Consider the following 14,008-nt stretch of genomic DNA (forward strand, 5'->3'; position numbering starts at 1 on the left):
CTGGAATTATGAAAAAAAACTTTACTTTAATTTTTACACTGCTCCTCTGTTTCTTCTACATGGGAGCCAGCGCACAGATCCAATTTTGGAGCGATACCTTCGAGGATACCGGAGCGCCAAGTTCCGGGACAAGGGTTCCTTCTGTTGAATTTAACAATGGAAGTCCAACATGGACATCCTACTTTACACGAGCAATCCCATCTCAGCTGAATCTGCAAAACGGTGTTTATAATGGTTATCAGGGTATTAAATTTTTTGCAGGCGAGGATATTGATAAAGGTCCAACTAATACTAATAATTCTATCCCTGCAAACCAACAGGTAACCTGGAATAATATCAACATTAGTGGAAAAACAGGTTTATCATTTAAGGGGCTTTTTGCTGCTAACCCACTTGGTGCATGGCAAGGATCTAACTTTAATAATGTGGTACCTCCAGCGTTACCTGCACAGGATTTTCTGGCTTTCGAATATCAGATTGATGGCGGTCCATGGGTGAGGGCAATAGCATTTTATGCCAACCTGGCACCAAATGATGCAGGATCTGCCAGTACACTTCAATTAGAAACTACTGGTGATTTACAAGGAGATGGCGCAAGTTTATCTTATGCTTTTGCAGAATTTGGCGTAAACATTCCGGGAACCGGATCGCTTTTAAATATCAGGATGAATTGCCATGCAAATGCTGCGGGGTCGCAGGAGCTTGCTGTTGATAATTTTCGTTTATTTGAAACGCCAACACCCGTAACACCAACCATTACAACAGGTGCAGCAACAGGCGTAGGATCTTTAAAAGCTACACTGGGTGGAAATGTAACTGCCGATGGCGGAACGCCTGTAACAGAAAGAGGTATTGTATGGGCAACAACGGCTAACCCAACAATTTCTAATAATAAAGTTGCCAATGGAACCGGAACGGGTACTTTTAGTGGTGTTGTTTCTGGTTTACCGGCCGGAACGCTTATTCATTTCAGGGCTTATGCTACCAATACAGCAGGGACAAGTTATGGATCAGATTTAACTTTTACCACCAATGCCGCTTTATCAGCAACAATAAGTAAAACTGATGTATCTTGTTTTGGTGGTTCCAATGGTACGGCAACAGTAAGCATAACAGGTGGCGCTACGCCTTACACGTATTCATGGTCGCCATCGGGAGGAACCGGGGCTACAGCTACCGGTTTAAGTCCTGGAACTTATACCTGTACAATAACAGATAATGAATCTACACAAATTACAAGAAGTATTACCATTAATCAACCCGCTTCAGCAGTATCAGGATTTACCGTAGTAACCAATATTGCTTGTAATGGTGGCACAAACGGGGCTATCAACCTTACGCCAGTAGGCGGTACAGCACCATATACCTTTAACTGGGGTGGTGGTGTTACTACTGAAGACAGAACAGGTTTAGCAGCTGGTAGTTATTCGGTTATTATTACCGATGCAAACGGCTGTACAGGTACTGTAAATGTTACGGTAAGTCAGCCTGCTTCAGCAGTGTCGGGAACCAGGGTAATTACTAATGTTGCCTGTAATGGTGGCACAAATGGCTCAATTAATCTTACGCCAACTGGTGGTACTGCACCATATACCTTTAACTGGGGCGGTGGTATTACTACCGAAGACAGAACAGGTTTGGCTGCTGGTAATTATTCGGTTATTATTACCGATGCCAATGGCTGTACAGGTACAGTTACTGCTACCGTAACTCAGCCCACAGCTATATCTGGATCTACAGTTGTAACCAATATTGCTTGTTTTGGCGGTACAACCGGATCAATTAACCTTACGCCAACAGGTGGTACGGCTCCATATACATTTAACTGGGGTGGAGGCATTACTACCGAAGATAGAACAGGTTTAGCGGCTGGTAGTTATTCGGTAATCATTACCGATGCCAATAGCTGTACCGGTACTGTAAATGTTACGGTAACTCAACCTGCTTCAGCGGTATCAGGAACAACAGTAGTAACCAATATTGCTTGTAATGGTGGCACAAACGGGGCTGTCAACCTTACGCCAGCAGGCGGTACTGCACCATATACCTTTAACTGGGGTGGTGGAGTTACTACCGAAGACAGAACAGGTTTAGCAGCTGGTAGTTATTCGGTTGTCATTACCGATGCAAACGGCTGTACAGGTACTGTAAATGTTACGGTAACCCAGCCAACTGCGATTAGCACAACTGCTTTAAACCAAACTAACGTTTCATGTTTCGGCGGAACTAATGGTTCTGCTACTGTATCTGCAACAGGAGGAACAGGTCCATATTCTTATCTATGGTCACCAAGTGGTGGCACAGCTGCTACGGCAACTGGCTTAGCAGCAGGTACCTATACTGTAACCGTTACGGATGCAAATAGTTGTACCAAAACACAAAGTTTTACCATTACCCAGCCAACGGCAATTACTACAACTGGCGCACAAACCAATCTTTCGTGCAACGGCGGAGCTAATGGTAGTGCATCGGTAACTGCAAGCGGCGGAGCTGGTGGTTATACTTATTCATGGTCGCCTAGTGGCGGTACTGCTGCAACGGCAACTGGCCTTACTGCCGGTACCTATGTTGTAACTATAACCGATGCAAACAACTGTACGGCTACCCGTACCTTTACGATTACCCAGCCAACAGCAATTACTACAACCGGCGCACAAACCAATATTTCATGCAACGGCGGAACTAATGGTGCGGCATCGGTAACTGCAAGTGGCGGAGCTGGTGGTTATACTTATTCATGGTCGCCAAGTGGCGGTACTTCTGCTACGGCAACAGGCCTCGCTGCTGGTACCTATGTTGTAACTATAACAGATGCAAATCTTTGTACGGCTACACGTACCTTTACCATTACCCAACCAACCGCAATTAGTGGCCTTAATTTACAAAGCCAAACAAATGTTTCATGTTTTGGTGGAAGTAACGGTGCTGCGAGTGTTACAGCTGCAACAGGAGGAACAGGAACGATTACATATGATTGGAGTCCTGGTACGCCAACCGGCGATGGAACCCGTAGTGTAACCGGTCTTACCGCAGGTGTTTGGACAGTAACTGCAACTGATGCAAATGGCTGTACCAAAACACAAAGTTTTACCATTACCCAGCCAACAGCAATTACCTCAACTGGCGCACAAACCAATATTTCGTGCAACGGCGGAACTAACGGTACTGCATCGGTAACTGCAAGTGGCGGAGCTGGTGGTTATACTTATTCATGGTCGCCAAGTGGTGGTACTGCTGCAACGGCAACAGGCCTTGCTGCTGGTACTTACACGGTAACCATTACAGATGCAAATCTATGTACAGCAACCCGTACGTTTACAATTACCCAGCCAACAGCCATTACCACAACCGCCGCACAAACCAATCTTTCGTGCAACGGCGGAGCTAATGGTAGTGCATCGGTAACTGCAAGTGGCGGAGCTGGTGGTTATACTTATTCATGGTCGCCAAGTGGAGGTACTGCTGCAACGGCAACAGGCCTTTCTGCCGGTACTTATGTCGTAACTATAACCGATGCAAATCTATGCACGGCTACCCGTACGTTTACGATTACCCAGCCAACAGCAATTACCACAACCGGCGCACAAACCAATCTTTCATGTAATGGCGGATCTAACGGTACGGCATCGGTAGTTGCAAGTGGGGGAGCTGGTGGTTATACTTATTCATGGTCGCCAAGTGGCGGTACTGCCGCTACGGCGACAGGCCTGGCTGCAGGTACTTATACGGTAACCATTAAAGATGCAAATCTATGTACAGCTACCCGTACGTTCACGATTACCCAGCCAACAGCAATTACTACAACCGGCGCACAAACCAATATTTCATGCAACGGCGGAACTAACGGTACTGCATCGGTAACTGCAAGCGGCGGAGCTGGTGGTTATACTTATTCATGGTCGCCAAGTGGCGGTACTGCTGCAACGGCAACAGGCCTCGCTGCTGGTACTTACACGGTAACCATTACAGATGCAAATCTATGTACAGCTACCCGTACGTTTACGATTACCCAGCCAACAGCCATTACCACAACCGCCGCACAAACCAATCTTTCATGCAATGGAGGGGCTAATGGTAGTGCATCGGTAACTGTAAGTGGCGGAGCTGGTGGTTATACTTACTCATGGTCGCCAAGTGGCGGTACTGCTGCAACGGCAACAGGCCTTTCTGCTGGTACTTATGTCGTAACTATAACCGATGCAAATCTATGCACGGCAACCCGTACGTTTACGATTACCCAGCCAACGGCAATTACCACAACCGGCGCACAAACCAATCTTTCATGTAATGGCGGATCTAACGGTACGGCATCGGTAATTGCAAGTGGGGGAGCTGGTGGTTATACTTATTCATGGTCGCCAAGTGGCGGTACTGCTGCAACGGCGACAGGCCTTGCTGCAGGTACATATACGGTAACCATTAAAGATGCAAATCTATGTACGGCAACCCGTACCTTTACCATTACCCAGCCAACAGCAATTACTACAACCGGCGCACAAACCAATATTTCATGCAACGGCGGAACTAACGGTACGGCATCGGTAACCGCAAGTGGCGGAGCTGGTGGTTATACTTATTCATGGTCGCCAAGTGGCGGTACTGCTGCAACGGCAACAGGCCTTTCTGCCGGTACTTACACGGTAACCATTACAGATGCAAATCTATGTACAGCTACCCGTACATTTACCATTACCCAGCCAACTGCAATTACTACAACCGCCGCACAAACCAATATTTCATGCAACGGCGGATCTAACGGTACGGCATCGGTAACTGCAAGCGGCGGAGCTGGTGGTTATACTTATTCATGGTCGCCAAGTGGAGGTACTGCTGCAACGGCAACAGGCCTTTCTGCTGGTACTTATGTCGTGACTATAACCGATGCAAATCTATGTACGGCAACCCGTACGTTCACGATTACCCAGCCAACAGCAATTACTACGACCGCCGCACAAACCAATCTTTCATGCAACGGCGGAGCTAATGGTAGTGCATCGGTAACTGCAAGCGGCGGAACTGGTGGTTATACTTATTCATGGTCGCCAAGTGGCGGTACTGCTGCAACGGCAACAGGCCTTTCTGCTGGTACTTATGTCGTAACTATAACCGATGCAAATCTATGCACAGCTACCCGTACATTTACGATTACCCAGCCAACTGCAATCACCACAACTGGTGCACAAACCAATCTTTCATGTAATGGCGGATCTAACGGTACGGCATCGGTAGTTGCAAGTGGGGGAGCTGGTGGTTATACTTATTCATGGTCGCCTAGTGGCGGTACTGCTGCAACGGCGACAGGCCTTGCTGCAGGTACTTATACGGTAACCATTAAAGATGCAAATTTATGTACAGCAACCCGTACGTTTACCATTACCCAGCCAACGGCAATCACCACAACTGGTGCACAAACCAATCTTTCATGCAACGGCGGAGCTAATGGTAGTGCATCGGTAACTGCAAGCGGCGGAGCTGGTGGTTATACCTATTCATGGTCGCCAAGTGGCGGTACTGCCGCTAGTGCAACAGGCCTTACAGCTGGTACTTACACGGTAACCATTACAGATGCAAATCTATGTACAGCTACCCGTACCTTTACGATTACCCAGCCAACAGCAATTGTTGTTACTCCTTCACAAACCAATATCATTTGTAACGGTGCCAACAATGGTTCGGCTACAGTTAATGTAACCGGCGGAACAGGAGCTTACACTTATTTATGGGCACCTAGCGGTGGTACAGGGGCAACTGCTACAGGTTTAGCTGCTGGTACCTATACCGTAACCATCAAAGATGCCAACCTTTGTCAAACAACACAAAGCTTTACCATCACACAACCAGCAGCACTTGTTGCTTCAGCTGGAGCGAAAACCAATGTGAGTTGTAATGGTGGAGGCAACGGTTCGGCTACAGTTAATGTAACCGGCGGTACCGGAACTTATACCTATTCGTGGGCTCCAAGCGGGGGAACTGCTGCAACGGCTACAGGCCTGGCCGCAGGAACCTATACCGTAACAGTTACAGATGCCAACCTTTGTCAAACTACACAAAGCTTTACCATTACGCAGCCGGCAGCGCTTGTTGCATCAGCTGGCGCACAATCAAATGTGCTTTGTAATGGAGGTTCAACCGGCACTGCTACAGTTAATGTAACCGGCGGTACCGGCGCATATACCTATTCGTGGGCTCCAGGCGGGGGTACTGCTGCAACGGCTACAGGCCTGGCTGCAGGTACCTATACTGTAACAGTTACAGATGCTAACCTTTGCCAAACCACACAAAGCTTTACCATTACACAACCGGCAGCATTGGGTATTACTACTGCGAGTCTTCCTTCATCTCACGTTGCGGTATCTTATACTCAGGCAATTAATGCCACAGGTGGAAATGGAAGCTATACTTATGCTGTAACCACCGGCAATTTACCTGCAGGCTTAACATTAAGCAGTGCCGGTAACATCACCGGAACACCAACAGCATCTGGTACATTTAATTTTGTGATTACAGTAACAGAAAGTGGTTGTAGCCAAACAGCTTCAAAAGCATTTACAATCGAATCAATTACAAGTGCGCAAACCATAACATTCGCAGCGCTTCCAGCACAAACGTTTGGAAACAGTCCGTTAACGCTTACTGGAACTGCTAGTTCTGGTTTACCGCTAACCTATACCTCAAGTAACACGTCGGTAGCTACTATAAGCGGTAATGTGTTAACAATTACAGGTGCTGGTACGGCAGATATTACCGCATCACAAGCTGGTGGTTCAGGTTATGATCCAGCCACAGATGTAGTACAAATATTAACCGTAAATAAAGCAAATGCAACCATTACCCTGGGTAATTTAGCGCAGGTGTTCGACGGCGCTCCGAAATCAGCAACAGCAACAACCAGCCCTTCAGGTTTAACCGGAGTAAGCATTACTTATGATGGTTTATCAACTGCTCCAACGGCGGCTGGTACTTATGCAGTTTCGGCAACGTTAACCAATAACAATTATACCGCTACTGCGGCAACAGGAAGTTTGGTGATCTCTCCAAAAACAATTACGGTAACCGCAGCAGCGAAAAGCAAAACCTATGGCGATGCTGATCCGGCCTTAACCTATACTTTTGCTCCGGCATTAGTAGGTACTGATGCTTTTACAGGATCACTGACCAGAACAGCTGGCGAAAATATCGGTACTTATGGCATCAACCAGGGTACGTTAGCTTTAAGTCCTAATTATACCTTAACTTATGTTGGTGCTGATTTAACCATCGGTAAGAAAACGATCACGGTAACCGCAGCAGCGAAAAGCAAAACCTATGGCGATGCTGATCCGGCCTTAACCTATACTTTTGCTCCGGCATTGGTAGGTACTGATGTCTTTACAGGATCACTGACAAGAACAGCTGGCGAAAATATCGGTACTTATGGTATCAACCAGGGTACATTAACCTTGAGTCCTAATTATACCTTAACTTATGTTGGTGCTGATTTAACCATCGGTAAGAAAATGATCACGGTAACTGCAGCAGCGAAAAGCAAAACCTATGGCGATGCTGATCCGGCCTTAACCTATACTTTTGCTCCGGCGTTGGTAGGTACTGATGCCTTTACAGGATCACTGACCAGAACAGCTGGTGAGAACACCGGTACTTATGGTATCAACCAGGGTACTTTAGCTTTAAGTCCTAATTATACCTTAACTTATGTTGGTGCTGATTTAACCATCGGTAAGAAAACGATCACGGTAACCGCAGCAGCGAAAAGCAAAACCTATGGCGATGCTGATCCAGCCTTAACCTACACTTTTGCTCCGGCATTAGTAGGTACTGATGCCTTTACAGGATCACTGACCAGAACAGCTGGTGAAAATATCGGTTCTTATGGCATCAACCAGGGTACATTAGCTTTAAGCCCTAATTATACCTTAACTTATGTAGGTGCTGATTTAACCATCGGTAAGAAAACGATCACGGTAACCGCAGCAGCGAAAAGCAAAACTTACGGTGATGCTGATCCTGCCTTAACTTATACTTTTGCTCCGGCATTGGTAGGTACTGATGCCTTTACAGGATCACTGACCAGAACAGCTGGCGAAAATATCGGTACTTATGGCATTAACCAGGGTACGTTAGCTTTAAGTCCTAATTACACCTTAACTTATGTTGGTGCTGATTTAACCATCGGTAAGAAAACAGTAACGGTAACCGCAGCAGCGAAAAGCAAAACCTATGGCGATGCTGATCCTGCCTTAACTTATACCTTTGCTCCGGCATTGGTAGGTACTGATGCCTTTACAGGATCACTGACCAGAACAGCTGGAGAAACTATCGGTACTTATGGCATCAATCAGGGTACATTAGCTTTAAATCCTAATTACACCTTAACTTATGTTGGTGCTAATTTAACCATCACTAAGAAAACGATCACCGTAACCGCAACCGCTAAGAGCAAAACGTATGGTGATGCCGATCCGGCTTTAACTTATACATTCGCTCCGGCGTTGATTACAGGCGATAGCTTTACAGGATCATTAACCCGTACAGCTGGTGAAAATGTAGGTAATTATGCCATCAATCAGGGTACACTTGCCTTAAACAGCAACTACACCTTAACTTATGTTGGTGCCAACCTTACAATAAGCGCTAAAACCATTACGGTAACTGCGGCAGCGATGAGTAAAACCTATGGCGATACCGATCCTGCTTTAACCTATACTTTTGCTCCGGCATTACAAACAGGTGATAGCTTTAGCGGAAGTTTAACCAGAACAGCTGGAGAAAACGCAGGTACATATGCCATTAATCAGGGTACAGTTGCCTTAAACGGCAACTATGCAATTACTTATGTAGGCGCTAATCTCACCATTAACAAAGCAGTACTTACCGTTACGGCGAGCAATGCAGTAATGTGTCAGTCTGACGGTTTCCCAACATTTGCAGTAACATACAGTGGCTTTAAAGCAGGCGATACCGAAAGTTCGTTAAGCACTAAACCTAGCGTAACCACCACGGCAAACAGAAATGTAGCCGGTACATACGCACTCGTTCCGGCAAATGCTGTGGCAGGCAACTATAGTTTTGTGTATGTAAATGGTACCCTAACCATTAACGCGCTTCCAACGGCAAACATCGTAAGCAATAAAGGTACTGAGATCAGTAAAGGTGAAACTGCAATATTAACAGCAAGTGGTGGAACAAGCTACAGCTGGTCTGCAGCAAGCGGAATCATTAGTGGTCAGAACACAGCTACACTTACTGTCCGCCCGGCACAAACCACAACTTATACGGTTCGTGTAACCAATGCAAGCGGATGTAGCAGTATATCAACAATCACTATTAAAGTGAACGAAGATTACAAAGTTGTAGCCAATAACATCTTAACACCTAACGGCGATGGTGTGAATGATACCTGGATTATACAAAACATCGACATGTATCCAAGCAACGAAGTGAGGATATTCGACCGCAATGGTAGAGAAATGTATAATAAAAAAGGATATGATAACAGCTGGAACGGAACAATTGGCGGAAACGATCTTGCCGAAGGTACCTACTACTACATCATAACTTATGGACCAGATAAACTTGTTCAAAAAGGATTTATCACGATTATCAGAAACCGTTAAGAAAAATGAAAACGATGAAAACAAAAATATTGATACTGCTTGCTCTTATCGGGGTTTCGAAGGTAAGCGCACAAACCAGTCCGTTGTTAAACCAATATTTCAATAATACCTATCTCGCTAACCCGGCAATGGCCGGGGTAGCAGAAGGTGCAGATTTAGATCTTGCTTTCCGCTCGCAGTGGAACGATGTGCCTGGTGCACCTATGATTCAGAACCTTACCGCTACCTACGGTTGGGAAAGGGTAGGCGTTGGGTTAAACATGAACCTTGATAAGGCTGGTTTGCAAAGGCAAACACGTATCCTGGCAACTTATGCATATCATCTTCCTCTCAGTGAATCGGCTAAATTACACTTCGGTTTATCAGCAGGTTTTATGAACCAGAGGATAGATATGCAGGATCTTATTGGTAACCCTAACGATGGTCAGATAGGTGTTTACAATACCGACCATAAAACATATTTTGATGGAGACTTCGGAGTGGGGCTAACCACTAAAGGCTTTAATGCCGATGTGGCCATGGTAAACCTGAAAAATTATTTCAAAAGAGATAATTTTAAACTGATCAATACCCCTGTGGTATATGCTTCAGCAGGTTACAAGTTCCAATTGGGCGATAATGTTTTTCAGCCAAAGGTAGCTTACCGTTCATTTACAGAAATCGCAGATATTGTTGATGTTGGCGGTCAGTTTGGTGTTGCTAACCAACAGGTACTGTTTACAGCCATGTACCATACCAGTAAAGCCGCAAGTTTTGGCGTAGGCTTACATTACAAAAAGAAATACACCATTAATACTTCTTACACTACTCAAACCGGTGCATTAAGCGGTTATACTGCAGGAAGTTTCGAAATCAATTTAGGTATCAATTGGTAACAAACCTACGCGTTAAACCAATACGATAAATTTATAAAAACGGGCGCCATTTGGTGTCCGTTTTTTTTTGACTAAAACAGACAGCAGAAATACTGCTGATCTATCAATAAAAGGTCTGTTAAACTGTTTTCTCTAATCGCAATGCATAAGCTGATGAGTACTCGTCTGAGGGAGAATAATCTGTTAATTATATCCAAACCACGAATAGAGGGGCAAATATATCCTTTTCGACTCCTTTTTATCGTTTTTTGCCATTTGTAAGAGAATCTGCAAAATTATTCAGGCTCATTTTCAGTAGTTTGAGAGATTGTATTTGCAGGTATGATTTAGGTTTTTACTTTTGCGTTCATGGTCGTTACGGTATTGGCTATCCTGGAGACAGATTTTGTTCCTGATAAAGCACTTTCGAGATTAATGAATGGACGTTTGCAGCAAGCGGCTGATGAGCTGCGCGATCAACATCTTGCCTTTCTTGCTGATGTTGGTGAGCGTAACGATGATATCATTATTTACATCAGTTATAATCCGAAATATAAAATCCGCTTCCGCGTAGTGAATGATGTGCCTTCGAAAATTGAAGCAAAGGTAATTGATATCTGCGGAATGCTGGGCTACCTGCATTGGCAAACCGGTGTGCTCAACGTGGTACGTAACCTGGGCATTGCCGGCGAGGAAGATAAATAGTTTTTCTCGTTTACTGGTTTATTGGTCATTAGTTTATTGGTCATTGTTCTTAGTTTCCTGGTCATTGGTCATTTGTTTATTGGTCATTGATCATTTGTTAATTGGTTATTGAAAATTGTTAACTGAAAACTGTTAACCGGTAACTGTAAACCGAAAACCTCCATCCAAAATTATCCATCAGGCATTAGCAATATTTCCACTTCTTTTTTAACTTCGTAACGGGCATATCACGTTCAAAACGTTGTTTTGCTATTTATCCCTATTATGATCCTTGATAAAGAAATTCTGGCCGGGCTTATTGAAGGCTCACCTTACCCTATATACCTGATCCTTGGTGAAGAACTTCGCGTTGCTTTGGCAAATGCCGCAACATTAAAAGCCTGGGGAAAAGATGCTTCTGTAATTGGCAAACGGTTTTTAGAAGCACTTCCTGAAATTGATGGTCAGCCTTTTGAAGCATTGTTACGCCAGGTAATGAGAACGGGAGAAGCTTATTACGCGGTAAACGATCGTGCCGACCTGATGATTGACGGCCAGCTCAAAACTTTTTATTATACCTTTTCCTACCAGCCCGTTAAGGATGCAGATCATCAAGTGATAGGTGTAGTTTGTTACGCAACAGATGTTACCCAGCTGGTAGAATCGGCAAGTAACATTAGCCGGATGGGTTTAGAAGCGGTAGAAAACAATGAAAGATTAGCAGCCATAAACGAAGCACTTGCCGCCAGCAACGAGGAACTGGCCACAACGAATGAAGAGCTTACCGAATCGACACGTTTACTCGAACTTAGCGAAGGAAGATTCAGGAGCCTGATCCAGCAAGCTCCATTTGCCATTTGTGTAATCAGGGCAAATGATTTGGTAGTGACTGAACTAAACGACCGCTATTTAGAACTCGTGGGAAAAGAACGTACTCAACTGGATGGAAAACCCATTTGGGATGGCGTGCCCGAAGCAGCCGAAGTTTACGCCCCGGTAATGGAGAAAGTTTTTCAGTCGGGCGAAGCATTTTTTGCAAAAGAAGCGGAGCTCACGCTTATCCGGAACGGATTGGCGGAACAGGTTTTTGTCGATTTTGTATATGAACCTGTAAGTGACCTGTCAGGAAACGTTTCTGCAGTAATGGTGGTTGGTATCGATGTCTCCGAAAAAGTGCGCACCCGGCATGCAGTAGAAGAAGTAGAAGAACGCATCCGCCTTGCGGTAGAAGCAGCAGAAATAGGCACCTACGACCTCAATTATAAAACTGGCGAACTGGTGGGCTCAGCCCGTTTTGATGAAATTTTTGGTCTTGGAAATGGAGTAAACCGCGAAACCATTATTGATCATTATCACCCCGATGATGTCCATTTAAGTGTTCTGGCACATGAGGAAGCCAGGAAAACAGGGCGGATTTTTTACGAGGCCAGGTACATCCCCAAAGGCCTGCCTTTAAAATGGCTCAGGTTTCAGGCAAAAGTTTATTTTGATGCAAACGGAAACCGTTTGCGCACGCTTGGTACGGTGATGGATATTACCGTGTACAAAGCCCTGCAACAGCAAAAAGACGATTTTATTTCAATTGCCAGTCACGAACTCAAAACCCCTTTAACCACATTAAAAGCTTCGCTTCAGTTATTGGTAAGGATGCGCGAAAATCCCAATACAGTGCTTTTTCCAAAAGTGATTGATCAGGCTTCCCGGAGTATGGATAAAATTACCGAACTGGTAGATGATCTGCTCAATGTATCCAAAATTAACCAGGGGCATGTTGGCCTTAAAAAGAACTGGTTTAATCTTAGCGATATGCTCGAAAAATGCTGTATCCACGTAAGGGAATCTGGTAGTCACGAATTGATTTTAGAAGGCGATAAAAGCCTAATGGTTTATGCCGATGAACACCGTATTGATCAGGTTGTGGTTAATCTGGTTAACAATGCCGTAAAATATGCGCCAGACTCCAGGGAGATTTTTCTGGGCATAAAATCATTAGGTGAGATGGTAAAGGTTTCTGTCCGCGATAATGGCCCCGGAATCCCTGCTGATAAACTTCCGCACCTGTTCGACCGCTATTTCAGGGCCGATGAAAGGGGTACCCAGGTTTCGGGCCTTGGTTTAGGGCTTTTTATCTGTGCAGATATTGTGCAGCGCCACGGTGGCGAAATTGGCGTAGAAAGTGAACCCGGACAGGGCAGTAATTTTTACTTTACGCTTCCGCTTGGTGAAAAAGAAGAATAAATGTTGCGCTGATGATGTTTTCTAAATGGTCTCTTTTACCATATTAATTAAATGATCAATGTCGAATGGTTTAGAAATAAACCCATCTGCCTTACATTGGTTTTTCATCGTAATCAGGTCTGCATGTGCACTCATCATCAGTACAGGCACATTACTGGTCGCTTTTTCTGATTTTAACATATCGCAAACATTCAGGCCATTTCCATCAGGAAGCATTACATCAAGCAGGAAAAGATCAGGCACTGTATTGCATTTTCTGCTCATAAAATCATTTACATTTGCAAAGCCTGTAACTTCATAATCTTCCTGCGAAAAAATAAGTTCAACGATTTCCCTGATTCCCTGATCATCTTCGAGAATGCTGATTTTTTTTCCCATATAGTTAGTACATATTAGTTCGTGTATCGGATAGACAATCCGCAATAAAGATAATTTGTTTTAAGAAATTCTGTATTTTATTTAACATTTTTGTTGGGGAAGCCGTTTATTGGTCATTGGTTCATTAGTCATTGGTTCATTGGTTCATTGGTCATTTGTTAATTGGTCATTGGTTAATTGGTTATTGTGCATTCTTTCATTTGATCATTTTTCAAATAACTTACTTCGATCTCATATCTT

The 14,008-nt window shown here is 44.6% G+C and carries 5 protein-coding genes; 4 read left to right on the forward strand and 1 reads right to left on the reverse strand.

The genetic code is table 11. From position 1 onward, the window contains the following. Positions 1 to 8: 8 nt before the first annotated feature. The 4 genes from ACTJKC_RS15845 to ACTJKC_RS15860 all read left to right on the forward strand — a co-directional run bounded on the left by ACTJKC_RS15845 (position 9) and on the right by ACTJKC_RS15860 (position 13,390). On the forward strand, positions 9 to 9,614 hold the full coding sequence (locus tag ACTJKC_RS15845; protein ID WP_440793391.1) for an MBG domain-containing protein: 9,606 nt from the start codon (positions 9 to 11) through the stop codon (positions 9,612 to 9,614). 14 nt (positions 9,615 to 9,628) lie between these two features. Beyond that, the gene (locus tag ACTJKC_RS15850; RefSeq protein ID WP_344850267.1) at positions 9,629 to 10,489 is read left to right on the forward strand and encodes a PorP/SprF family type IX secretion system membrane protein; all 861 of its coding nucleotides are present in this window, start codon (positions 9,629 to 9,631) and stop codon (positions 10,487 to 10,489) included. 348 nt (positions 10,490 to 10,837) lie between these two features. Beyond that, on the forward strand, positions 10,838 to 11,173 hold the full coding sequence (locus ACTJKC_RS15855; protein WP_344850269.1) for a hypothetical protein: 336 nt from the start codon (positions 10,838 to 10,840) through the stop codon (positions 11,171 to 11,173). A gap of 264 nt (positions 11,174 to 11,437) precedes the next feature. Continuing rightward, on the forward strand, positions 11,438 to 13,390 hold the full coding sequence (locus ACTJKC_RS15860; protein ID WP_344850270.1) for a PAS domain-containing sensor histidine kinase: 1,953 nt from the start codon (positions 11,438 to 11,440) through the stop codon (positions 13,388 to 13,390). A 21-nt stretch (positions 13,391 to 13,411) separates the two neighbouring features. On the opposite strand, the gene ACTJKC_RS15865 is transcribed toward ACTJKC_RS15860, so the two are convergent. Then, positions 13,412 to 13,768: a response regulator transcription factor gene (locus tag ACTJKC_RS15865; RefSeq protein WP_344850272.1), complete on the reverse strand. Its 357-nt coding sequence runs from the start codon at positions 13,766 to 13,768 to the stop codon at positions 13,412 to 13,414. Positions 13,769 to 14,008 lie beyond the last annotated feature (240 nt).

It is taken from the genome of Pedobacter sp. 22226 (assembly GCF_052045455.1).
Classification (GTDB): Bacteria; Bacteroidota; Bacteroidia; order Sphingobacteriales; family Sphingobacteriaceae; genus Pedobacter; species Pedobacter jeongneungensis.